Genomic DNA, 23,833 nt, shown 5'->3' on the forward strand with positions numbered 1-23,833 from the left:
GGCGCATGGCATTCGGCTACATCGACGACTTCGCCGCGTTCATTCAGGCATCGCCCTCCTCGTACCACGCGGCCTCCGAAGTCGCCCGACGGCTGGAAGCCGCGGGGTTCGAGCGTGTCGACGAGACGGGTGCCTGGCCCCGGCCGAGCGCGAGCGCTCCGTCGCGGGGCGTGCTGGTGCGCGACGGAGCCGTGGTGGCCTGGTCGGTTCCCGCCGGCGCGGGGCCCACGGCGCCGTTCCGAGTCGTGGGTGCGCACACGGACTCGCCGGGCTTCAAGCTCAAGCCGAAGCCCACGACGGGCAACGCCGGATGGCTGCAGGCCGGCGTCGAGGTCTACGGCGGTCCGTTGCTGAACTCCTGGCTCGACAGAGAGCTGGAGCTCGCCGGTCGCGTCGTGCTGAAAGACGGAGTCGAGCATCTGGTGCGCTCGGGGCCGCTGCTGCGCATTCCGCAGCTGGCGGTGCACCTCGACCGGGCGGTGAACAACGACGGACTCGTGCTCGACAAGCAGCGCCACACTGCTCCGGTGTGGGGTCTCGGCGATGCGCAAGCCGCAGACCTGCTCGCGAGCGTGGTCTCGGACAGCGGCCTTCGGGCATCCGAGATCGCCGGTTATGACTTGGTCACATGCGACACCCAGGCGCCCCGGGTCTTCGGGCTCGACGCCGCGTTCTTCGCAAGCCCGCGGCTCGACAACCTGAGCTCCGTGCACGCCGGGCTGCGCGCCCTGGAGTCGGCGGCTACGGCCGATCCCGCTCCCGGGCACATCAGCGTGCTCGCGGCGTTCGACCACGAGGAGCTCGGATCGCAGTCGCGCTCAGGAGCGAGCGGCCCGATTCTCGTCGACGTGCTCACGCGGATCAGCGCCTCGCTCGACGCGGGGACGGACGAGCGGATGCGCGCGCTCGCCGACTCCTGGTGCGTGTCGGCCGACGCCGGCCACGCCGTGCACCCGAACTACCCGGAACGGCACGATCCGGTCAACAGGCCGATCGCCGGCGGCGGCCCCCTGCTGAAGATCAACGCGCAGCAGCGCTACGCCACCGACGCGTCCGGCGCCGCACTGTGGGCGAGGCTGTGCGCCGCGGCCGGCGTGTCGTACCAGGAGTTCGTCTCCCAGAACGACGTGCCGTGCGGGTCGACGATCGGACCACTGACCGCGACGCGGCTGGGCATCCGCACCGTCGACGTCGGCGTGCCGTTGCTCTCGATGCATTCCGCGCGCGAGCTGTGCCACGTGGACGATCCCGTGTCGCTCGCGAGGGCGCTCGGCGCGTTCTTCGCGGGAGCCTGAACGCACCGTGACTGAACGCGGCCCGGACGCACCGGGTCTGAACGCGCCCGCTCGAGCCCGCCGGGGCCGAACCCCTCAGCGGATCGTGAAGCCGTCGAGGCCCTCCGGCGGTTCGTCGACCACGTCGACGCCGGTCACGTGAGCCACTGACGGACCGTGACGGCACCACTCGACGGCGGCGCCGACTTGCTCGTCGCGACCCTCGAACACCGCCTCGACGGCGCCGTCCGGCCTGTTGCGCACCCAGCCCGCGATGCCGAGCGATCCGGCCGTCGCGGCACACGCGTACCTGTAGCCGACGCCGTGCACGCGACCGTGAACGAGAAGGTGTGCGCGCACCGTCTTATGCGTGGTCTCAGCCGTCAAACGGAACCCCGCGTCCGTGCCGGAGAAAGATAAGGCATCCGCCCGATCCGTACTCCCTACCTTAGCGAGAAACATCGTTCCCAGAACGCGGGAGAAGAAGGAGCGGACGATGTACAACGAGGCTTTGGCGGGAGCGTTGAACGCCGATCGCGAGCGGTTCTACGCCCAGCGGGAGAGGGAGCGGGCGCAGCGCGAGGTGCTCGCCGAACGGGCGGCGAGCGCGGCGGCGAAGGCGATGAACGTTGCCGTGGCCCCGCAGGGGGACGCTTCGAGCGATGAGGGCACCGGCACGCCACCGGCACGGCGGATTCGAGCCGGACAAGCCCGGCGTCGGGGCCGCGCAGTGGGCGTCGCGACCCGGTGAGGGCGCCCATCGGCCCGCAGGCGAATGTGCCGGTGACGTGCTCCGAGCAGGTACCGGGTGAGGGCGGCGGTCGATGTCGGTGGCACGTGGCACGATCGAAGGCATGAGGTCACCGGTCAGCAGCCCTCGCATGATCGGCCGAGAGGTCGATCTGGAGGCGTTGCGCGCCGAGTACGTGCGCAGCGCTTCCGAGCCGCGCGCCGTGGCGATCGGCGGTGAGGCCGGAATCGGCAAGACGAGGCTGGTGACGGAGTTCGCCCGCGAACTCGGCGACGACACGCTCGTGCTCACCGGTCGCGTCGTCGACATCGGCACCGAGAACGCGCCTTACGCGCCGTTCACGGCGATCCTGCGTGAACTGGCGCAGGCGATCGGCACGGACGAGCTGCTGGACGCCGCCGGTCCGGCACGCGCCGTGCTGTCGGTGCTCCTGCCCGAGCTCTCGCTCGACGGGGCGCTGCCGCAGCGAGCGGGCACCGAGCGCCTCTACGAGCTCGTCACGGTGCTGTTCGAGCAGGTGGCCCGCGATCGCCGCCTCGTGCTGGTGATCGAGGACATCCACTGGGCGGACCGCTCGACGCTGGAACTGCTGAGGTTCCTGGTCGGCATGCTGACGGGTGCGGGCATCCTCATCCTGGTCACGTACCGCAGCGACGAGATCGTGCGTGGCCACCCGCTGCGCCCTGTGCTGCCGGAGCTCGAGCGATCGCGCCGGCTCACCCGTTGGGAGCTGGCGCGACTGACGCGCGATCAGGTCGCCGCACAGGTCGAGGCGATCGCGTCGGCGACGTCGGGGCGCGCCACAGTGGGGCAGTCCGACGTCGACGAACTCTTCGAACGCAGCGAGGGGGTGCCGTTCTTCGTCGAGGAGCTCGCGGAGTCGGGCTCGGGAGGGACGGAGGCCGGACCGCTGCCGGAGACGCTGCGAGGCATCCTGCTGGCCCGCTACGACCGGCTGGATGACGATTCGCAGAGCCTGCTGCGGCTGCTCGCCGTGGGTGGCGCGTGTGTTCCACACGAACTTCTCGCACGCGTGCACACGGGCACGACGGCACAGCTGGATGTCGCGGTGCGTGCGGCGATCGACGGCGGTGTGCTGATCGCAGACAGCGTGGGATACGACTTCCGGCACGCGCTGGTGCGCACGGCGATCCTCGGGGAGGTGCTGCCGGGAGAGCGTGTGCGATACCACACGGCCTACGCCGATGCGCTCGAGGCGCAGGCGGCCACCGGGCAGCGGGTGGCGTACGACGTCGCTCAGCATCGCATGGAGGCGCACGATGCATCCAGGGCATTTCCGGCGGCCATCGCCGCGATGCGCGAGGCTCGTGAAGCGTACGACTTCGCGCGCGCCGCGCACATGGGCGAGAGGGCTCTCGAGCTGTGGGAGCAGGTGAGCGACCCGGCGGCAGCCGCGGGAATGGACCATGTCGAGTTCATGCAGCGCACGGCCACAGCGTGGCGCGACGCCGGCGACAACGATCGGGCGCTCACCGTGGTGGATGCCGCCCTCGAGGAATGCCCGCCAGACCGTGTCGAGCATCGAGCCGAGCTCCTGACCGAGAAGGCTCGCTACCTGGCGGCGCTGAGCAGAACCGGTTCGACGGGGCTTCTCGAGGAGGCACTGGGCGGACTCGGCCCCGACGCCTGCTCGGAGACGGCGGCGGCGGTGCTCGGAGATCTCGCTGGGCGGCTGATGCTCGAGGCGCGATTCGATGAGGCGATCGGCGTGGCATCCCGTGCGCTCGCCCAGGCGGAGGCGGCCGGTTCGCTGTCGCGGCGCTCGGTGTCGCACAACATCCGCGGCGTGTCATTGGTGGTGTCGGGACGCATCGACGAAGGACTGGCAGACCTGCATGAGGCGGGGCTGCTGGCCGCGCAGCGCGACGGTGCGATGCTGCGCTATCGCGTCAACATGTCCGACGTCATGCATCTGCTGGGCCGGTACGCCGAGGCGGTGCGGATCGGCGACGCGGGCATCGAGCGGGCACGCAGTCTCGGCGTCGAGCGCACGAGCGGGATCATGCTCGCCGCCAACACCGTGGAGCCGCTGGCCGCGCTCGGTCGGTGGGACGAGGCGACCACGTTGCTCGAGCCTGCGCTCGCCCTGACGCCACCGCCCGGGTTCCGGGTGCACCTGCAGCGCATGAAGCTTTGGCTGCTCACCTGGCAGGGCGAGCTCGCCGCCGCCGACGAGCTGTGGCATGCCTGGGCTCCGATGTGGCGTGTGCAATCGCAGATCGAGGAGCAGTCACGGCTCGGCGGCGCGCGCGTGGAAGCGGAGCTCGCGCTCGGGCTGGGTGACATCGATCGCGCGTGGCGCGCCGTGGGGGTGCTGCTGCACGATCACCGTCCGATGAGCGGCTACGACCTGCCGCTTCTCGCATCGGCCGCGAAGACGCTGACGCTGCTGCGCCGTGGTTCCCGCCGGAGCGACGACGAGCTCGATCGTGCGGAGTCGGCATTTCGCGCCGTGCTCGACGGTGCCCGCGATTGGCCGACCGCGCGGGTCTGGGGGCCCGTCGTCGAAGCAGAGCTCGCCGACGACGGCATGGATGCTCCGGGCTGGCACGTGGCCGTCGCAGCAGCGGATCTTGCGCTCGCCCCTGCGCACCTGGCGGCGTACACCCGGTTCCGACACGCCCGAGCCCTCATCGCGGCGGGAAGGCGCGCTGAAGGGCAGGCCGAGCTCGTGGCCGCCCATGAACGGGCCGATGCAGTCGGGTCCGGGCTCCTGATCTCGTGGATCGACGACCTCTCGCGACGCGCGGGCCTGGAGCCGGCGGCCGCGGGCACCGGAGCCGTGGTCGCCGGCGCGACGGCAGCCGGATCGACGGAGGACCCCGCCTCGCGGCTCACCGATCGCGAGCGGCAGGTTCTCGAACTCCTCGCTCAAGGCCTGAGCAACAAGCAGATCGGCGAACGCCTCTACATCAGCACGAAGACCGCGAGCGTGCACGTCTCGGCGATTCTGCGCAAGCTCGGCGCCACCAGCCGCACCGAGGCGGCCTACCTGGCGCGGCGGGAGCCGGCGGCGGATGCGCTGCGGTCCGCTGACGCGCAGTCCGCTGACGCGCGGCGCGCGGACGTGCAGGCCGCAGAGGCGCAGCCGACACGGATCTAGCGGCCCAGAGTCAACGGTACGCCAGTGAGAAGCGCCGAGCTAGCGGCGTTTATTGTCCGTCCCGCCGCTGTTCTTCTTGGCGCGCTCCGCCTTGACCCGCGTATTCTCCGCGCGCACTGCGGCCTGTGTCGCCCGCTCCCGCACGAGCCATTCCGGCGGCGCGGCGAGCAGGGCACGGATCTGCTCGGTGGTGAGGGCATCCGTGATGCCGGCCCGGGCGAGACCGCTCGTGGAGACGCCGAGCTTGCGGGCCACGACGTCGCGAGGGTGGGGTCCTTCTCGGCGCAGGTCGGTAAGCCACTGCGGCGGATCCGACTGCAGGGCGGCGAACTGCTCACGCGTCACCGCGGACGTGCGGAACGCGTCCGGCGTCGCCGGCAGATAGACCCCGAGCTTCTTCGCGGCCGTCTCGGGCTTCATCGCGCCCGGCCCGGGCTGCACGGTCTCGCTCATCAGACCAGGGTATCGCTGCGCGGGTGCTCGAGCGCGCGGTACCGTGCGGGTGCTCGAGCGCGCGGGACGACGACACCGCGGCGTCGCCGGGTAGCGTGGGGTGCGGCAGGCGGCCGCGCGTACGCGCACACGAGGGGAATGCATCCATGGCGACTGCGGGCTCGGGATCGAATGAGACATCGCGTTCGGCCGCGAGGCGGCCTCCGGCGACGCCGTTCCGGCTGGGCTACGTGCGCGGCGTCACGCCGGCCAAATGGGTGCGTATCTGGGAAGAACGAATGCGTCGGGTCCCGATCGAGCTCGTGCGCACCGATCGAAGCGACCAGGAATCCGTGCTTCGCGACGGCCTCGTCGACATGGCCTTCGTGCGGCTCCCGATCGACCGCGACGGACTGCACGCCATCCCGTTGTACGAGGAGCGACCCGTGGTCGTGGTGCCGAAGGACCACGTGCTGGCCGCAGCGGATGCCGTCACGCTCGCCGAGGTGGCGGAGCTCGGTTCGCCAGGGCATCCGTTCGATGCGACCATCGAAGACACCCTCGCGCTCGTGGCCGCCGGCGTGGGCAGCGTGGTCGTTCCACAGTCGGTGGCGCGGCTGCACTCGCGCCGCGATCTCGTCGCCCGTACGGTGAGCGATGCCGAGCCCACGCGCATCGCGCTCGCCTGGCTGAGCGAGCCCGGTCCCGCGCGTAGCGACTCGGCCCAGCACCGCGTCGACACGTTCATCGGCATCGTGCGAGGCCGCACTGCGCACAGCTCGCGCGGCTGAGAGCCCTGGCCCGCACAGACGCGCTCGGCCACGTCGGTAGCCTGGACGGGTGAGTCCGGCAGAGAGCATCCGCGCGCGTCTCGATGAACGGATCCGCGGACTCGACTCGCCGGACGACGTCTTCGACGTCTTCGTCGACTGGGTCTCCGAGGGCGGCATCACGCTGTATCCGGCGCAGGAAGAGGCGCTGATCGGCATCGTCTCCGGCGCGAACGTCATCGTCTCGACCCCGACGGGCACCGGCAAGTCCCTGATCGCGGTCGGCGCCCACGCGGCCGCCCTCGCCGACGGGCGTCGCACGTTTTACACTGCGCCGATCAAGGCGCTGGTCTCGGAGAAGTTCTTCGCACTCGCCGACACGTTCGGCGCCGAGAACGTGGGCATGATGACCGGCGACTCCCAGGTGAACCCCGACGCGCCGATCATCTGCTGCACCGCCGAGATCCTCGCCAACCTCGCGCTGCGGCTCGGTCCGGATGCCCCGGTCGGCCAGGTCGTGATGGACGAGTTCCACTTCTACGCCGACCCCGACCGCGGCTGGGCGTGGCAGGTGCCCCTGCTGCTTCTCGAGCGCGCACAGTTCGTGCTGATGAGCGCCACACTCGGCGACGTCAGCGGCATCTCCGACGACCTCTCCCGCCGCACGCACCGCGAGACGATCGCGGTGACCGGTGTGGAGCGCCCGGTTCCACTGGACTACGACTACGTGCTGACACCCGTGCACGAGACCATCCAGGAGCTGCTGGATGCCGGCAGCGCGCCGATCTACATCGTGCACTTCTCGCAGAAAGACGCTCTGGAACGAGCGCAAGCGCTGGCGGGGGCATCCATCGCCTCTCGTGAGCAACGGGATGCCATCGCCGCCGAGATCGCCTCCTTCCGCTTCGCCGCGGGATTCGGTCAGACACTGTCCCGGCTTCTGCGCCTCGGGATCGGCGTGCACCACGCCGGCATGCTTCCGAAGTACCGCCGACTCGTGGAGCAGCTCGCCCAGCGCGGGATGCTGCGCGTGGTGTGCGGGACGGACACGCTCGGGGTCGGCATCAACGTGCCGATCCGCAGTGTGCTGCTCACGGCGCTGACCAAGTTCGACGGCACGAAGATGCGGCAGCTGACCGCACGCGAGTTCCACCAGATCGCGGGCCGTGCCGGACGTGCGGGCTACGACACGGCGGGTACCGTGGTCGCGCAAGCGCCCGAGCACGACGTGGAGAACGCCCGGCTGGTGGCGAAGGCCGGCGACGATCCGAAGAAGAAGCGCAAGATCGTGCGCAAGAAGGCGCCGGCCGGCTTCGTCTCGTGGGGCGAGCCGTCGTTCCGGCGGCTGATCGAGGCGGAACCCGAGACGCTCGTCGGCCACATGCAGATCACCAGCGCGATGATCGTCAACGTGATCGCCCGCGGCGGCGATGTGTTCGGCAACGTGCGCACTCTCGTGTTCGACAACCACGAGCCGTGGAAGCGTCAGCTGGAGCTCGCACGCCGCGCGCTCGGGATCTACCGCACGCTCGTGACCGCCGGGGTCGTCGAGAAGGGGCCGGACGGCGTCCCGCGGCTCACGGTCGATCTGCAGCCGAATTTCGCGTTGAACCAGCCGCTGTCTCCCTTCGCCCTGTCGGTGTTCGAGCTGTTCGACCCGGCCGAGCGGCCGAGTTCCCTGAGCGAGGGACGCGGCGTGGGCACCGGCGACTATGCGCTCGACATCGTGTCGGTGGTGGAGTCCACGCTCGACGACCCGCGTCCCGTGCTCCTGGCCCAGCAGCACGCGGCCCGCGGCGACGCCGTCGCGGCCATGAAGGCGGAGGGCGTCGAGTACTCCGAGCGCATGGAGCTGCTCGAGGACGTGACGTGGCCGAAGCCGCTCGAAGGCATCCTTCAGCAGTCCTTCGAGGTCTACAGCGAGAGTCAGCCGTGGGTGCGCGACTTCGAGCTGCATCCCAAGTCGGTGGTGCGCGACATGTTCGAACGCGCGATGACGTTCGCGGAGTACGTCTCGTACTATTCGCTCGCGCGCAGCGAGGGCGTGGTGCTGCGCTACCTCTCCGACGCATTCCGGGCGCTGCGCCAGACGGTGCCCGACGAGGCGAAGAGCGACGAGCTCCGCGACATCATCGAGTGGCTCGGCGAACTCGTGCGCCAGGTGGACTCCAGCCTGCTCGACGAGTGGGAGGACCTGGTGCACCCGGATGCCGCGTACCACGCCGCACACCAGACGGCAGGAGCCGCCGTGGTTCCGCCAGCGCCGCGCACCCTGACGAGCAACCGGCGTGCGTTCACCGTGCTGGTGCGCAACGAGCTGTTCCGGCGGGTGCAGTGGGCCGCGCTCGACCGGCCGGACAAGCTCGGTGAACTCGACCCGGAGTTCGGCGAGGATGCCTGGACCCGCGCCCTCGACGCCTATTACGCCGAACACGACACGATCGGCACGGACGCGGACGCCCGCAGCCCGGCGATGCTGATGGTCGACGACGGCGCTGGCGGAGCGGGCAAGGGCGCTGGCGGGGCGGTCGACGGCGGGAGCGGGGGAGAGGGAGCGACGCGGCGGTGGCGGGTGCGGCAGATCCTCGCCGACCCGCAGGGCGATCACGACTGGGGCGTCGCCGCCGACGTCGACCTTGACGCCTCCGACGAGGCCGGTGCCGCTGTGCTGCGGGTGACGTCCGTCGACCGGTTGTAGCCGGCGGGCGCCTATTCGTGCGGAACGATGGTCGTCAGCGGTGCATTCTCGTCGGCGGCCCACTCGGCGAGCGAGCCGTCGTAGATCGTCACGTCGTCGCGTCCAAGGAGTGCGAGCGCGAGCGCGTTGGCGGCCGAGATGATGCCGCCCGCGCAGTACGCGACGATCGGGTCGGGCGACTCGAGAGCATCCTTCAACGACGTGCGGAGTGCGTCGTCAGCGAGGAACGTGTTGGTCTCACGGTCGACCAGGCGCGAGACAGGGGCGCTGAGGCTGCCGGGGATGTGTCCCAGGCGTGGCCGGTGGCCCCGTTCGCCGGTGAACTCGCGGTACGGCAGGCCGCAGACGAGCGTCGCAGGCTCAGAACCGTCGAGCGCGCGGTGCACGCGGGAGGCGTCGGTCCAGAAGCCGTCTTGCTCGGTGACGGCGACTCCCGCCGAGGCCGGCGGCGGAGTGTAGCCGATCTCCACCGCGCGCTCCTCGGCGGTCCACTTGCGCAGGCCGCCGTCGAGCACGAGCACGTTCTCGAACCCGAACGAGCGGAAGATCCACCAGAGACGTGCCGCCCACTGCCCGAAGCTGTCGTCGTAGAGCACGATCGTGCTCGAGGCGTCCACCCCGACAGCCTCGGCAGCGCGGGCGAACTGTTCCGCGCCCGGCCTGGTGAACGGCAGCCCGCTGGCGGCATCGCTGAACTCCTCGAGCAGATCGGCGAAGACGGCGCCGGGGATGTGCCCGTTCACGATGTACTGCTCGTGCCCCGTCACGTAGGCGGAGTGCCCGTCGAAGGCGGTGACCTGCAGCACCGTGGCATCCAGCACGAGAAGCGGTGCCGCACCGGGCTCGTCCGCGCCCGCCATCAGCACGGCCAGTTCCCGTGTCGACACGAGCGGCCGGCGCGTCCCGGCCCCGTCGGCCTCGAGTGAGGGGAAGCTGCGGGCGATGGTCACGGTCTCACGGTAGGTTCTGGCGGCCTCCGACGCCCATCGCGGCGAAACAGACCGTAACGCAGGGCGCGGGACTCAGTCCGTCTGGGAGTCTGTTCCGGAGTCCGTGTCGACGTTCATGTCGACGTTCATGTCGACGTTCATGTCGGTATTCACGTCGGCGTTCACGTCGGTGTTGACCGAGGCGTATCGGCCCACCGGCGACGAGCTCAGGTCGGGATGCGCGAGCTCGGCGATGCCGCGCGCGGCCAGAATGTCGGCGGCTGCGGCGTCCGTCGACGTCACGAAGGCGGGGTCGAATCCGGCGGAGCAGAGCTCCACCCACGTCTGGAACACAGCGCCGCCGGGACTCAGCGCCGTGCGGCTGACCGGGATGCCCGCCTCGTCGACCTCGACGACGATGGCCGTCGTGCGCGCGGCGGGTGCGGGACGGTGCGCACGCAGCTCGGCGGCGAGGGCCGCGTACCGCTCACCGATCGGTTTCACGCCGCCGCCCTGGTCGATCAGACCCAGCGAGTACTCGAGCTCCGGGAAGTCGGTGAGCGCGCGGCTGACATCGTGCGAGCACCACCAGGTGATGCCCCACAGCCCCGCGCAGCGCGCCGCCGAGCGCACCGTCGCCTCGAGGAATCCGGGCATCTCGTCGGTGTTCAGGCAGTTCGACGGCGCACCGACCTCCTGGAGCCAGATGGGCCGGGAAGGATCGCTCTGGAAGGCGCGCGCGAGCTCGATCAGGTACTCCGCGTGCCGGTCGGACGCCGTCGACCGGCCTCCGTAGCGCTGCGCTGTGCCGTTGAAGATCCAGGAGTGCACGGTCGTCATGGCGCCGAGCCGCGCGGCGTGTGCAGGAGTGAACGGATGGTCGTCGAGGTACCAGACGGCGTCGTACTCGCTGTGCACGTGGGCGGCGCGCGGCGCGGAGGAGTGCGCGGCATCCAAGAGCGCGGTCAGCCAGGCCTCGGCCTGTGCCACGGTGATGGGCCAGGGCGTCGGATGCGGGCGGTCGGAGAACTGGTTCACCTCGTTGCCGAGCGTGAGACCCAGAAAGTTCGGGGCGTCGGCGAGCCGGGTGCCGAGCGCGCGCACCAGGTCGGCCTCGGCGGCCACGACCTGCGGATCGGCGAACATGTTGCGGTCGTGCCAGGTCGCGAGCCACGACGGCACGAAGTCGAAGCTCGACAGGTGTCCCTGCAGTGCGTCGACGCTGACGTCGAGGCCGAACTCCGCGGCGATGTCGACCACTGTGCGCACGTCATCGAGCGCCTGCTGTCGGATGAGCGTGCGGTTCGGCTGCAGAACCGGCCAGAGCGGGAACACCCGCACGTGATCCAGTCCGAGAGCGGCGAGCCCGGCGAAGTCGCTCCGCACGTTCTCGGGCGAGAACGAGAGCCAGGAATGCATCCACTCGGCTGACGGCGTGTAGTTGGCCCCGAAACGCAGAGACGGCGCGGCGGCGGGTGCGGCACTCGTCGCCGTGGGCACGGCGCTCGATGCGGCGGTGGGGGAGTCGGGGATCAACGGTGGCCTCTCGGAGCGGAGCGGACGGGTCGCCTCCACGGTACGGCGCGCTGCCATGTCATCCGTGAAGCAACCACGGTTGCCTATCTGAAGGATGCCTGTGAACTAAGCAACGCAGGTTGACTAGCGTGAACGGGCAACCTAGGTTGCTTAACCGTGAACCCTGTACGAATTCCCTCGCCGGTGGGCGGAGCGGCCGACGAACTGGCCGCCGTCGTCGCGCTGCGCGACCTGGCCGACCGGCTCGAAGATGCCGCCGTGGAGCATGCACTCCGTGACGGTTGGAGCTGGAGCCAGGTCGCCGAAGCCCTCGGCGTCACCCGCCAAGCCGTGCACAAGAAGCACCTGAAGCGTCTCGCCGACGCCGACATCGATCTGAGGAGGCGTCGTGGCTGACGACACATCACGCGCACGCGAGGATCGCATCCCACAGCCGATGCGCGACATCATGATCGGAGCGACCCAGGAGGCGCAACGCCGCGGGTCCGCTGCGGTGGCTGCCGAGCATCTCATGCTGGCGATCCTCGCGCAGGACGACTCTCCGGCCTCCGCCGTGCTCGCCGACTTCGGCCTGGATCACGCCGCGCTCGACTCGGAGATCGCGCATTCGCTCGCCGTCATCGGCATCGAAGGGCTCGATTCCGCTCTGCTGGAAGCGACGGGCCGGGACTCCCGCCCGATGTGGTCCTCCTCCATCCGCGAGGCGTTCCGCCGGGCGCAATCCAGTGGTCGCCGTCGTCGCCGCGCGGCGGAGCTCGACCTGCTGTACGGCATTGTGACCGCGAACGTCGGCACGGTTCCCCGCACGCTCGCGTACGCCGGCATCGACCGGGATGCGCTCATCGGACGCGTCGAGCGTGAGCGACTCGCCTCCGACGACGAGGATCCGCGACCGGGTCACCAGGGTGCCACGGCGCAGGAGCGCCAGGCCATGCGCCGCGAGGCAGCCAGACGAGGTCAGGCGGGGCGGCGCGACACGGGGCGTGAGCATCCGTAAGCGTCGCGTAAGCGTCGCGAAAGCGGTGCGCACCAGGCTGAACATCGACTTCACAACCACACGAAAGGACTCGCTATGAACGCACCACGGTACAGCGCGGACACGCGCGCCGGGTCGGGCGAGGACTGGGCCATCGAGGCCCACGGACTCGTCAAGACCTTCGGCAGCAACCGCGCGGTCGACGGCGTCGACCTGCTCGTCAAGCCGGGCACCGTCTACGGCGTGCTCGGCCCGAACGGCGCCGGCAAGACCACCACTATCAACATGCTCGCCACCCTGCTCAAGGCCGACGCCGGCACGGCGGCGGTCTTCGGCCACGACGTGCAGAAAGAGGCGCAGATCGTGCGCCAGCTGATCGGCGTCACGGGACAGTTCGCCTCGGTCGACGAGACGCTCTCGGCCACCGAGAACCTCATCATCTTCTCCCGTCTGCTCGGCCTCGGCCGGGCGGAGTCGAAGGTGAAGGCGGCGGAACTGCTCGAACGCTTCGGGCTCACGGATGCCGCCAAGCGGCCTCTCAAGAAGTTCTCCGGCGGCATGCGCCGTCGCCTCGACCTCGCGGCCTCGCTCATCGCGCAGCCACCGCTGATCTTCCTCGACGAGCCGACGACGGGTCTCGACCCGCGCACCCGGGGGCAGATGTGGGACACGATCCGCGAGCTCGTCGCGAGTGGATCGACCATCCTGCTGACCACGCAGTACCTCGATGAGGCCGATCAGCTGGCCGACCGTATCGCGGTGATCGACCGCGGGCGCGTGGTGGCCGAGGGGACCGCCGACGAGCTGAAGGCATCCGTGGGCACGTCATCGCTGCAGCTGCGCATCGAGGACGCGGCCGACACCCAGGACGCCCTCACCGCCATCGAGCGTGTGCTCGGCGTGCGCGGCACGCTGACCCCCGAGGCGGCGCGCATCACGGCGCCGATGGCCGACCCGGACCGCGTGACGGACCTGCTGGTCACCTTCCGCGAGGCAGGCATCCATCTCACCGAGATGAGCGTTCAGAAGCCCAGTCTCGACGAGGTCTTCCTCACCATCACCGGCCACGACGCGGCCGACCAGAACGAGACGACGCCCGGCTCTGACGAGAACGGCGTCGAGAAAGAGAAGGTGAACGCATGAGCACCATCGTTCAAGCGCCGCTCAAGCAGACACCCGGACGCATCACACCGCCGTCCGAACGCAAGCTCAAGAACCACACGAGTTTCAGCCAGACGCTGCGCAACACGTTCACCATGGCCTATCGCGGTCTGGTGAAGATCCGCCGCACGCCGGAGCAGCTCGTCGACGTGACGGTGCAGCCGATCATCTTCACCCTGATGTTCGCCTACCTGTTCGGCGGGGCGATCGCGGGCAACGTGCAGAACTACCTGCCGACGTTGATCCCCGGCATCCTGGTGCAGACCGTCATCACGACCTCGGTCGTCACCGGCGTGCAGTTGCGCGAGGACATGGACAAGGGCGTGTTCGACAGGTTCCGTTCACTGCCCATCGCGCGCATCGCCCCGCTCTCCGGAGCGCTGCTGGCCGACACCGTGCGGTACGCGATCGCGACCACGATCACGTTCGTCGTCGGCTACGTGATCGGATACCACCCGGCAGGCGGCATCGGCCCGGTCGTGCTCGCCGCTCTCGTGGTGATCGCGTGCTCCTGGGCGATCAGCTGGATCTTCGCGTTCTTCGGCGTGATCGCACGCACCGCGTCGAGCGTGCAGGGCATCTCGATGCTGGTGCTGTTCCCGCTCACGTTCCTCTCGAACGCCTACGTTCCGGTGAAGAGCCTTCCGCAAGTGCTGCAGTGGTTCGTCAACATCAACCCGATCTCGCACCTGGTCACCGCCGTGCGCGATCTGGCCAACAACGGCACGGTCGGAGCGGACCTCTGGATCTCGCTGCTCGGCGCCGCCATCATCGTCGTGGTCTTCGCACCGCTCACGGTGCGTGCCTACATGCGCAAGGCGTAGGCAGGCGCTGCGCGCAGGGAGGAAGAGCTCATGAGCATCTCGGAGTCGTCCGGCCGGATCTCGCGTCTCGTGCGTGAGCCCGCCGGACGGCCGAGCCGCAGGGCCGTGCCGTTCTGGGCGTGGAACGCCGTGGTCGCCTGGTGCGTCTTCACGCTGCTCCAACTGGCGTGGATGTTCTTCGCGGATGCCTGGGCCGGCCCCCTGCACCTGGCCGGCCTCGTGCTCACGGTGTCCGTCGCCGCCGCCCACGTGTCGATCATGCCGCGCTGGCGCTACCGCGTGCACCGCTGGGAGATCACCGACGACGCCGTGTTCGTGCGCAGTGGCTGGCTCACCCAGGAGACCAGGGTCGCGCCGATCGCGCGCCTGCAGACGGTGGATGCCCGCCGCGGCTTCCTGCATCGCCTCTACGGCCTGACGACGGTCACCGTGACCACCGCGTCGTCGGCCGGGGCGCTGAGCATCCACGCCCTCGACGACACCGTGGCGCGCGAGGTGATCGCGACGCTCACCGCCGTGGCGCAGAACACCGAGGGCGACGCGACATGAGTGCGCCGCTTCCCGAGCGCGCGAAGCGATACACCGGCGTGCCCCCTGAACGAGCGGAGCGAGTCGAAGGGTCGCCCGACGCCCCCGATCCCGTTCCGTGGCGCCGCCTGAACCCGCGCATGCTGCTCGTGCACCCGGTGCGCGAGCTCATCAAGTACCTGCCCGTGCTGCTTCTCGCCGTGGTGGCCGGCTCGGTGGGCGGCGAGCCATGGTGGACGTACGCGCTCAGCGCGCTGGGAGTCGTGGTGGGCATCCTGCGCTGGGTGACCACCAGCTACCGCATCACGCCGAGCCACATTCAGGTGCGCCGCGGGCTTCTGAACCGCCGGATGCTGTCGGTGCCGCGGGAGCGCATCCGCTCGGTCGACGTCGATGCGACCCTGCTGCACCGGCTCGTCGGCCTCGCCGTCGTGAGGGTGGGCACGAGCGCGTCGCACGGCCAGGACGGACTCGACTTCGACGGGATCGCCTCCGGCGATGTGGTGGGTTTGCGGGCGGAACTGCTGCGCGGTGCCCGCGTGGAAGCGCGGCCTGCCGAGAACGACGCGGCCGAGAACCCCCCGGCGGTGCCGATGGCCACTGCCGAAGCCGAGGGCCACGACTTCAGCGGATGGCGCTGGTCGTGGGCCCGCTTCGCCCCGTTCACGCTCACCGGCGTCGCCGCGCTCGCCGCGGCCGCGTTCTTCGCCCTGCAGCTGCAGTTCTTCGATGGCGGGCTGCTGGTCAGACTGCCCATCGTGCGCGCCGGGATCGACACGGCGGAGCGCATCCCCACCGCGGAGCGCATCCCCACCGCGGAGCTGGTCGCCGCCGCCGCGCTCGCGCTCGTCGTGGCGGCGTCCGTGATCGCGCTCGTGCGCTACGTGCTCGCGTACAGCGGCTTCGCCCTCTGGCGATCGGATGCCACCACGCTGCACGTTCGGCACGGCCTGCTCCGCACGCGGCAGGTCACGCTCGACGAACGGCGCCTGCGCGGCGTGAGCCTGAACGAGCCGCTGTCTCTGCGGTCGGTGGGCGCGGCATCCGCCCACGCGATCATGACCGGGCTGGGCAGGGAGCGCGCGGGCTTGCAGGTCGTCGAACCCGCCGGGCCGCGTGAGGATGCGCTGCGTGTGGCCGGCGCCGTGCTCGGTCAGACCGACCCGCTCACCTGCGCGCTCGAGCAGCACGGTCCGCGAGCGCATCGGCGCCGGTACACCCGGGGCGCGACCGGCGTCGGCGTGCTCGCGGTCATCGCACTCGTTCTGCAGCTGCTCGGGTACGTGGGGCCGTGGGTCTGGAGTGCATTCGTCGTGGTCGTGCCAGCAGCGGCGTTCCTCGCCGCCGACCGCTGGAGGTCGCTCGGGCACAGGCTTCTGCCGGGGCTCCTCGTGACCCGGCACGGCTCGCTCGCGCGCAAGCGCGTCGCGCTGCAGACGGCGGGCATCATCGGCTTCACGGTGCGGCGTTCGCTGTTCCAGCGGCGTGCGGGCCTGGCGACGCTCATCGCAACCACGGCCGCAGGCAGGCACCGCTACTCGATTCCCGACGTCCCCGTCGAGGAGGCGTGGCGCATCGTCGAGGACGTGCTGGTGCACGAGCCACCGGCGCACCTCTCAGCCGACCGCGGAACCGGCTACGCGAAGAGCGACCTCAGCGAGCGCACCACCTCGTGAAAGCGGGCGGCGCGCTCGCGCAGGGTGAGGGCATCCACGCGCGCGATCGCGTCGTCGACGTCGAGCTCCGGATGCCCGTTCCTCACCTCGGCGACGATCCGCTCGGGGTCGAGTGACGGGAAGTCGCGGCGCGCGTGCATGCCGCGTCCGAGGGTGAGGAGCTCGAGTCCGGCGTCGATCTCGGCCGTGCTCGCTCCCTCGCGTTCCGGAGCGAGCAGCCAGACGCCGATGCCCACCCCGGCGGCGCCCGTGACAGGAAAGTCGATCATGCCGGCTCGGGCGCGGGCATCGCGCAAGACCCGCCGGCGGATGCGTCGCGCGACGAGCTTCGCCTTCGGATCGTCCGCGTGAGAGTTGTGCACCATCGTGGCGAGGAGTCCGGCAGCCACGTTGTAGTACCACGGGGCGAAGCCCGCGGGCGGGTCGCCCCACGTCTGCTCACCGCGGGCGTACAGGCGCTCCGCCTCGGCGGCGTCGCCACCGGCGCGCGCGACTTCGGCGAGGCCGCTGATGCCGATCGCCTTCAGATCGTTCCAGTCGAAGTTGCCGCTGTCCGGTTGCAGGGCTGCCAGCTCCTGAAAGATCTCCCGTGCCGGCTCGAGTTCACCGAGTGAGACCAGATTGATGGCGCGCAGCCACTCGACCTGCCGCAGGTCCTCGCCGGCATGCAGCAGTTCGAGCTGGGGCAGCGCGCGATCGGCCCACGAGATCGCTTCGGCGGCAGCGCCGAGCTCGCTGTGCAGCTGCGCGAGGGTCTGGGCGGCCATACCGATGGTCCAGGCATCCTGAGCGGCCTGAGCGTGGGCGAAGGCCTGCGTCGCGTCCGATACGCCGTCGTCGAGGCGGCCGCCGTTCTCGGCCAACTGAGCGGAGATGAGGAATGCGAACGACGCGATCGCGGGATCGTCGCTGGCGCGCATCCGCTCCACCACTGCCGCTCCGGCGACCATGTCGGGCATGACCAGCAGAAGGCTGAGCATCGCCTCGAGCTGCGGGCTGCTCGCCGGCCCGCGTGCGTGCAGTCTGCGCACGCGCACGATGGCGCGTAGGCCGCTGCGCATGTCGCCGATCATGGCGGTGCTGCCGATGAGCGCGAGTGCGACCATGGCGGCATCGCGGTGCTTCTCGTCGGGGTCGTAGCGTCGCAGCGTCTGCATCACCTGCGGAGCGAACGAGAGCACCTCCGAGTGGGCGCCGCGCACCGTCCAATGCATGCCGAGGGCGGCATAGACGCTGCACGTCGTGTCGGAGTCGCCGGCCGCGATGGCGTCGCGCAACGACGCCAGCAGGTTGTCCTGCTCCTCTTCGACCCGGTGGAACGTCTCGATCTGCTGGGGGCCGTACGTGGAGCCGAGGGCGGCCTCAGCGACGGAATCGGCCCAGGCGCGGATGCCGGCGCCCACCGCCTCGTGCAGGCCCGCTTGCCGCAGACGCTGTTCGCCGAACTCGCGCACGGTCTCGAGCATGCGATAGCGCACCCGCCCGGTGAGCGTGCTCTCGGCCGCGGTGAGCAGCGACTGGTTGACCAGGCCCTCGAGGTCGGCGTCGACGTCGGCTCGCCCGTCTCCGCCATCGTCGCCGCAGACCGCGTAGGCGGCGTCGGCGGCGAAACCGTCGGCGAACAGCGAGAGACGGCTCAGGGTGCGCTGCTCGGATGCCGTGAGCAGGTTCCAGCTCCAGTCGATCACCGCGAGCAGGGTGCGATGCCGCTCGGGAGCGGCACGGTCGCCGCCGCGCAGCAGCGCGAACCGGTTGTCGATGCGCCGTTCGATCTCCTCGACCGACATCGACCGCACGCGGGCAGCAGCCAGCTCGATCGCCAGCGGCAGGCCGTCGAGCTTGTCGCACAGGCTCTCGATCGTCTCGACGGGCAGCACGACGGAGGGACGTGCGGCACGGGCGCGCTCCATGAACAGCCGCACCGCGGGCCCGGGCTGCGATTCCATGGTCGTCGCCGGCAGCGGCTGAAGCTGGTAGACCTGCTCGGCCGCGATCATCAGAGGCGCCCGGCTGGTGGCCAGCACCCGCACGTTCGGCCGGGAAGCGAGGATGTCGGCGATCCATTCCGCCGCGGCGTCGATCAGGTGCTCGCAGTTGTCCATGACGAGCAGTGTCGGGCGTTCACCCAGAACGTCCAGAATGCGCTCGCGCACGTCCACTCTGGCCACCGGGTCGCTGAGCGGGAGGCGCGTTCCCGAGTACTCGCGAATTCCGAGTGTCGAAGCGAGCGCGAGCGGAACATCCTCTCCGCTGCGCACGCCGGCCAGCTCGACCACGACGACCCCCGGCATCCGCTCAGCGGCGCGGGCAGCGAGCGCCTGTGCGAGCCGGGTCTTGCCCAGGCCGCCGGCGCCGAGCAGAGTGGTGAGCCGAGCGGATGCCATCAGGCTCTCGACGGCCGCGATGTCGGCATCCCGGCCGAGCAGCTCATTCGGCGGCGTGCGGATGCCCACCCGCAGCACGCGGGCGGTCTCCGCCGCCTGTTCCGGGCCGCGCAGCAGAGCGGCGTGGAACTCGACCAGCTCGGGCGAGGGATCGGTGCCCAGCTCGTCGCGCAGTCGAACTCGGAACTCGCCGAACTCGCGGACCGCGTCGTTGATCCGGCCGTTCGCCTTCAGCGCGCGCAGCCGCAGGAGCTCGACGTCGTCGTCGAATGGCGCCGCGTCGGCGAGCGGCGCCAGGTCGGCGAGCGCCTCGGCAGCGTCACCCGCTTCGAGGCGGCCACGAGCGCGGACGAGGGTCAGCTCACGGCGCACGCGTTCGGCGGTGCTCGCCCATCGTTCGGCCAGTTCCGTCTCGCCGAGGTCGAGACCGGGTTCCCCGCGCCAGAGACCGAGACCCGCGGATGCCCGCGCCTCCGTCTCGCTCATGTCACCTCGCGCGGACGCCGCGCGGGCCTCCGTCAGCGCGAGGCGCGCGGCGGCGATGTCGGTTCGAGACGCGTCCGTGAGCGCGTACCCGCCCGGGGTGGAGGCGATGAGCCCGTGGCCGGCCACGGAGCGCACGCGGGAGATGAGGGTCTGCAGGGCCGCCTTCTCGTTGCGCGGCGGGTCGTCCTGCCAGACGTCGTCCACGAGCGAGCGCACCGACACCGGTCCGCCCGCGAGTGCGAGAGCGACGACGAGCGCCTTGGCGGTCGCACCACCCGGTTCGACCGCCGTGCCCTGTGCGGAGCGCACGGTGACGGGACCCAGCGCCGCGACGTCGTACGGTTGCTCGCTCGCCTCGCCCACCGGCCACAGTCTAGTGAGCGTCAATGGCGTCCATCACGTGGGCGATTCGGTCACCTTGAGCTCGCGCACGTCGAGGCGCGAGCCGAAGCGACGCATCGCCTCACGCACCAGCATCACCACGATCGCCGCCACGAACGCCGCCGTCACCACAGACCAAATGACCACCGCGATCGTCGAATGCAGGGGCCAGAGAATCCAGCCGACGGTGAGGAGATATCCGACGCCGTAGACGCACGCGGTCATGAACACGCCCTTGCTCGGCACCCAGCCGAGCAAGGAGGCGCCGAGCCAGAACCGTGACCAGCGCGTCGAGATCGTCGGGATCAGCGAGAGCGCCGTGGGGAACACGGTGACCGGACCGAGCGCCTCGCGCGACCAGCCCGTCGAGGACAGGCGCGTGCCGCGATACCGGGGCCTCAGGCTGCGCACGACATAGGTGAGCGCGAGCATCGCGAGCGGACCCGACGCCAACGGCAGAGCGAGAAACGCGTAACCGAAGATCGGTACCAGCAAGCCCAGCGTGATCAGACCGCCCAGGATGGCGGAGCCGAGGCCCATCTGGAGAATGAAGTCGGCCGTCGTAAAGTCGGGTCCGTCAGCGAGGATGCCGAGGGGCAGCATCGCGGGCAGAGCCAGCGTCACGGCGAAGAGTGCGGCCCACACGACGGCGACGAGAAGGTATCCGAGCGGTCGCAACACCACCTCCCAGCCTGCGGGCGGGGTGGCCGCGCGCTCGGCCGCCGAGAGATGTGGCTTCTTCGACCGGCCGCCCGAATAACGTGCTTCCACCGACGACGGATTGGGCCGCATAGGCGTGTAGTGGGGCATCGCAGGATCCTTGCCGGGTTTATGGCGGGTGCCCGCGCGAGGACGCCTGGGCGCCGCTGCGTTCTCGGTGAGCGCAGCGATGCGGCCACGCTAGCAGCACCCCGGCTGCCCCAGACGGCAGGATGGAACGATGGATTGGTCCGGCTTCTACGCACATCAGACGGGACGCGCGGTGCGCCCCACGTTCTCCGCGGCGCTCGAGGCGGCCGCCGAGGCTGCCGACGGGGCGAGGTTCGGGGCGAGCGGCGACGAGAAGCGCACCGCGGTCGATCTCGGCTGCGGCGACGGGCTCGAGTCGCGCACGCTCCTGGCAGACGGATGGCGCGTGCTCGCGATCGACGCGGATCCGAACGTCGTGCAGCGCGTCACGGCCGACGTCCCGGAGGGCGAGCAGGAGCGGCTGACCGTGCGACAGGCATCCTTCGCCGACGTCGCCGAGACTCCTCTGCCGGATGCCGATCTCGTCTACGCGGGGTTCGCGCTGCCGTTCTGCACGCCGGAGGTCTTCGAGAAGCTGTGGTCGAACATCCGCTCGGCGCTTCAACCCGGCGGCGTGTTCGCCGGGCAGCTGTTCGGTCCGCACGACGACTTCGCCGCGTGGGAGGAGACGAACACGCACGGCCGTGCCGACGTGGATCGTCTGCTCGACGGGCTTGAGGTGCTGCAGCTGCACGAGGAGGACAGGGACGGCACCTCGTTCGCGGGCCCGAAGCACTGGCACGTCTTCCACATCGTCGCGAGGAGGCCGCGATGAGCGTTCCCGGCGACTGGATCGAGCACCGCAGGCACGACCGCGAGCTCGTCGGATGGATGCGCCCTGCGGCGAGCGAAGAAGGCGACGGTTTCGTCGTGGTCGACATGCTCGGGCGCGAGCGCACCGGCGTCGTGGACTGGCTTCGTGCCGAAGAGACACTCGACGAGCTCGGTCTCGGCTATCTGGCAGACCCGTACGAGCTGCTGCTCGACGACGGGCGCTGGCTGCGCGTGCGCATCACCGAGGTGTCACCGGATGGCATCCGCGTGAAGCGGGACGACTGGGGCGCGATCGACGTGCCGCTGCTCGAGTACTCGCTGGCGTTCCCGGCTCCGCACGAGTTGCGGCCGGTCGAGCCGGGGCGGCCGCTCGTGTTCTGAGCAGGCTCGCGATCCTGACGACGCTGGGACGACGCGGGCAGCGCTCCTCAGCGCGCAGTCTTGCGCGAGGAGATGACGCCCGTGTCGAAGCCGAACAGGTACAGGTTGCCGTGGAAGCGCGCGTGCTCGATCTTGATGCAGCGGTCCATGACGACGGTCAGGCCCTTCTCCTCGCCGTAGCGCGCGGCATCCTCGTTCCAGATGCCGAGCTGCACCCACACCGTGGGGGAGCCGACCGCGACGACCTCGTCGATGACGGAGGGGATGTCGGACGGCTTGCGGAAGACGTCGACGATGTCCGGCACCTCGGGCAGGTCGGCCAGTGACTTGTACACCGGCTGGCCCAGGATGGTGTCGGCGTTCGGGTTCACGAAGTACACCCGGTAGTCGCTCGACTGCAGCAGGTACGTTCCCACGAAGTAGCTGGCACGGGACGGGTTGGCGGAGGCGCCGACGATCGCGACCGACTTGGCGCGCTGGAGGATGCCCAGTCGCTGCTTCGCGTCGGGTCCCGCCCAGGTGCGCTGCGAGCGCAGCAGCCGTGCGAGCGGGGAGTCGGCGGGAAGCGAGCAGCTGAGGCCGTTCGGCAGCTGCGTGACAGCCGTGCCGGTGGCCGGGTCTTGTGTTTGCGTGACCGTGCTCATCATTTGCCCTTCAGCGCTGACGTGAGCGCCTGATCCAGATCGTAGATGATGTCGTCGGCCTCTTCGATGCCGACGCTGATGCGCACGAGACCCGGCAGCACGCCGGCGTCGTGCAGCTGTTGCTCGGTGAGCTGGGCGTGCGTGGTGGAGGCCGGATGGATGACCAGGGTCTTCGTGTCGCCGATGTTCGCCAGGTGGCTGGCCAGGTTCACCGACTCGATGAACCCCTGTCCCGCCTCGCGTCCTCCGGCGATCACGAAGCTGAACACGCTGCCGGGTCCCTCCGGCAGGTACTTCTTCGCGCGGTCGTGGTGCGGATGCGAATCCAGACCCGCCCAGTAGACGTGCTCGATACGGGGGTCGGCCTCGAGCCATTCGGCCACCGCACGTGCGTTCGCGATGTGAGCCCGCATGCGCAGCGGCAGAGTCTCCACGCCCTGTGCGAGCAGGAACGCGGCGAACGGGTCGAGCGCCGGACCGATGTCGCGCAGCTGCTCGGCGCGCAGCCGGGTGAGGAACGCGTACTCCCCGAAGTTGCCGTTCCACTGCAGGTTGCCGTACGTGTGCACGGGCTCGCCGAACAGCGGGAAGCGCGGATTGTGCCAGTCGAAGCGCCCCGACTCGATGACCACGCCGCCGAGCGTCGTGCCGTGGCCGCCGAGGAACTTGGTGGCCGAGTGCGTCACGATGTCGGCACCCCACTCGATGGGCCGGTTGAGGTAGGGAGTGGAGATGGTGGAGTCGACGATGAGCGGAACCCCGGCGGCGTGCGCCACCTCGGCGAGGCCCTCCAGGTCGGCGATGTCGCCCGACGGATTCGCGATGGTCTCGGCGAACACGAACTTCGTCTTGTCCGTGATGGCCGCGGCGTAGTCGGTCGGATCCGCGCTGTCGATGAACGTGGTCTCGACGCCGAACCGGCGCAGCGTCACGTCGAGCTGCGTCACCGATCCGCCGTACAGGCTCGAGGAGGCGACGACGTGGTCGCCCGCCCCGGCGAGGCTCGCGAACGTGATGTACTGCGCGCTCAGGCCGGATGCCGTCGCCACCGCCCCGAGACCGCCCTCGAGGCTCGCGATGCGCTCCTCGAACGACGCGACAGTCGGGTTGTTCAGCCGCGAATAGATGTTCCCGTACTTCTGCAGGGCGAACCGTGCCGCGGCATCCGCGGAATCGTCGAAGACGAACGCCGCCGACTGGTAGATGGGGAGCGCACGGGCTCCGGTCACGGGGTCGGGGATGTTGCCGGCATGGATCGCACGTGTGCGAAAGCCGAATTCGCGGTCTGCCACCCCGCTACCGTAGCGGAGCATCC

Annotated in this window: 21 protein-coding genes; 13 read left to right on the top strand and 8 right to left on the bottom strand. The window is 70.2% G+C overall.

The features are described 5' to 3' along the window. The first annotated feature begins 5 nt into the window (after window positions 1-5). A complete protein-coding gene (locus tag H623_RS0108125; protein ID WP_022900443.1) occupies window positions 6-1,295 on the top strand; it encodes a M18 family aminopeptidase in 1,290 nt (429 codons plus the stop codon). 75 nt (window positions 1,296-1,370) lie between these two features. Here the strand turns inward: H623_RS0108125 and H623_RS0108130 are convergent, their stop codons facing one another. After that, entirely contained in the window at window positions 1,371-1,634 is a 264-nt protein-coding gene (locus H623_RS0108130; RefSeq protein WP_022900444.1) for an acylphosphatase, read from the bottom strand. 136 nt (window positions 1,635-1,770) lie between these two features. Between H623_RS0108130 and H623_RS0108135 the strand changes: the two genes are divergently transcribed. Both H623_RS0108135 and H623_RS18615 read left to right on the top strand, forming a co-directional pair. Further along, a complete protein-coding gene (locus tag H623_RS0108135) occupies window positions 1,771-2,025 on the top strand; it encodes a hypothetical protein (RefSeq protein WP_022900445.1) in 255 nt (84 codons plus the stop codon). 103 nt (window positions 2,026-2,128) lie between these two features. Continuing rightward, window positions 2,129-5,149: a helix-turn-helix transcriptional regulator gene (locus tag H623_RS18615; RefSeq protein WP_084485847.1), complete on the top strand. Its 3,021-nt coding sequence runs from the start codon at window positions 2,129-2,131 to the stop codon at window positions 5,147-5,149. Between the two features lie 39 nt (window positions 5,150-5,188). Here the strand turns inward: H623_RS18615 and H623_RS0108145 are convergent, their stop codons facing one another. After that, window positions 5,189-5,569 carry a DUF5997 family protein gene (locus H623_RS0108145; protein ID WP_026940098.1) on the bottom strand — a complete coding sequence of 127 codons (381 nt, stop codon included), beginning with the start codon at window positions 5,567-5,569 and terminating at the stop codon, window positions 5,189-5,191. Window positions 5,570-5,748: 179 nt separating this feature from the next. Between H623_RS0108145 and H623_RS18620 the strand changes: the two genes are divergently transcribed. Next, the gene (locus tag H623_RS18620) at window positions 5,749-6,372 is read left to right on the top strand and encodes a LysR family transcriptional regulator substrate-binding protein (RefSeq protein WP_022900448.1); all 624 of its coding nucleotides are present in this window, start codon (window positions 5,749-5,751) and stop codon (window positions 6,370-6,372) included. A gap of 67 nt (window positions 6,373-6,439) precedes the next feature. Continuing rightward, a complete protein-coding gene (locus H623_RS0108155) occupies window positions 6,440-9,049 on the top strand; it encodes a DEAD/DEAH box helicase (RefSeq protein ID WP_026940099.1) in 2,610 nt (869 codons plus the stop codon). Window positions 9,050-9,060: 11 nt separating this feature from the next. Here the strand turns inward: H623_RS0108155 and H623_RS18625 are convergent, their stop codons facing one another. Both H623_RS18625 and H623_RS18630 read right to left on the bottom strand, forming a co-directional pair. Continuing rightward, complete coding sequence (locus H623_RS18625) at window positions 9,061-9,999, bottom strand: sulfurtransferase (RefSeq protein ID WP_022900450.1); 939 nt, start codon at window positions 9,997-9,999, stop codon at window positions 9,061-9,063. 72 nt (window positions 10,000-10,071) lie between these two features. Continuing rightward, window positions 10,072-11,571: a glycoside hydrolase 5 family protein gene (locus H623_RS18630; protein WP_022900451.1), complete on the bottom strand. Its 1,500-nt coding sequence runs from the start codon at window positions 11,569-11,571 to the stop codon at window positions 10,072-10,074. A gap of 99 nt (window positions 11,572-11,670) precedes the next feature. Here H623_RS18630 and H623_RS0108170 point away from each other — a divergent pair, with 99 nt between their 5' ends. The 6 genes from H623_RS0108170 to H623_RS18640 all read left to right on the top strand — a co-directional run bounded on the left by H623_RS0108170 (window position 11,671) and on the right by H623_RS18640 (window position 16,679). Continuing rightward, the gene (locus tag H623_RS0108170) at window positions 11,671-11,910 is read left to right on the top strand and encodes a helix-turn-helix domain-containing protein (RefSeq protein ID WP_211217987.1); all 240 of its coding nucleotides are present in this window, start codon (window positions 11,671-11,673) and stop codon (window positions 11,908-11,910) included. Further along, window positions 11,903-12,511, top strand: coding sequence for a Clp protease N-terminal domain-containing protein (locus tag H623_RS18635; RefSeq protein WP_022900453.1), 609 nt, complete (start codon window positions 11,903-11,905; stop codon window positions 12,509-12,511). The genes H623_RS0108170 and H623_RS18635 overlap by 8 nt, the downstream gene beginning before the upstream one ends. A 75-nt stretch (window positions 12,512-12,586) precedes the next feature. Further along, window positions 12,587-13,633: a daunorubicin/doxorubicin resistance ABC transporter ATP-binding protein DrrA gene (locus H623_RS0108180; protein WP_022900454.1), complete on the top strand. Its 1,047-nt coding sequence runs from the start codon at window positions 12,587-12,589 to the stop codon at window positions 13,631-13,633. Next, entirely contained in the window at window positions 13,630-14,475 is an 846-nt protein-coding gene (locus H623_RS0108185) for an ABC transporter permease (RefSeq protein WP_022900455.1), read from the top strand. Before H623_RS0108180 ends, H623_RS0108185 begins: the two co-directional genes overlap by 4 nt. A gap of 30 nt (window positions 14,476-14,505) precedes the next feature. Next, on the top strand, window positions 14,506-15,024 hold the full coding sequence (locus tag H623_RS0108190) for a PH domain-containing protein (RefSeq protein ID WP_022900456.1): 519 nt from the start codon (window positions 14,506-14,508) through the stop codon (window positions 15,022-15,024). Then, entirely contained in the window at window positions 15,021-16,679 is a 1,659-nt protein-coding gene (locus tag H623_RS18640; protein ID WP_022900457.1) for a PH domain-containing protein, read from the top strand. The genes H623_RS0108190 and H623_RS18640 overlap by 4 nt, the downstream gene beginning before the upstream one ends. Here H623_RS18640 and H623_RS18645 read toward each other — a convergent pair. Together H623_RS18645 and H623_RS18650 are read right to left on the bottom strand one after the other, a co-directional pair. Continuing rightward, entirely contained in the window at window positions 16,640-19,912 is a 3,273-nt protein-coding gene (locus H623_RS18645) for an ATP-binding protein (protein ID WP_022900458.1), read from the bottom strand. The genes H623_RS18640 and H623_RS18645 overlap by 40 nt on opposite strands. Window positions 19,913-19,945: 33 nt before the next feature. Next, a complete protein-coding gene (locus H623_RS18650; protein ID WP_157560916.1) occupies window positions 19,946-20,740 on the bottom strand; it encodes a hypothetical protein in 795 nt (264 codons plus the stop codon). A 130-nt stretch (window positions 20,741-20,870) separates the two neighbouring features. Here H623_RS18650 and H623_RS0108210 point away from each other — a divergent pair, with 130 nt between their 5' ends. Continuing rightward, window positions 20,871-21,494, top strand: a complete 624-nt coding sequence (locus H623_RS0108210) for a class I SAM-dependent methyltransferase (RefSeq protein WP_022900460.1) — start codon at window positions 20,871-20,873, stop codon at window positions 21,492-21,494. Next, window positions 21,491-21,874, top strand: coding sequence for a hypothetical protein (locus H623_RS0108215; protein WP_022900461.1), 384 nt, complete (start codon window positions 21,491-21,493; stop codon window positions 21,872-21,874). The genes H623_RS0108210 and H623_RS0108215 overlap by 4 nt, the downstream gene beginning before the upstream one ends. Window positions 21,875-21,921: 47 nt before the next feature. Here H623_RS0108215 and H623_RS0108220 read toward each other — a convergent pair whose 3' ends face one another. Together H623_RS0108220 and H623_RS0108225 are read right to left on the bottom strand one after the other, a co-directional pair. Further along, window positions 21,922-22,518: a CoA-binding protein gene (locus H623_RS0108220; RefSeq protein WP_022900462.1), complete on the bottom strand. Its 597-nt coding sequence runs from the start codon at window positions 22,516-22,518 to the stop codon at window positions 21,922-21,924. Further along, window positions 22,518-23,810, bottom strand: a complete 1,293-nt coding sequence (locus tag H623_RS0108225; RefSeq protein ID WP_022900463.1) for an O-acetylhomoserine aminocarboxypropyltransferase/cysteine synthase family protein — start codon at window positions 23,808-23,810, stop codon at window positions 22,518-22,520. The genes H623_RS0108220 and H623_RS0108225 overlap by 1 nt, the downstream gene beginning before the upstream one ends. Between the last annotated feature and the right edge of the window lie 23 nt (window positions 23,811-23,833).

Source organism: Humibacter albus DSM 18994 (assembly GCF_000421825.1).
GTDB lineage: Bacteria > Actinomycetota > Actinomycetes > Actinomycetales > Microbacteriaceae > Humibacter > Humibacter albus.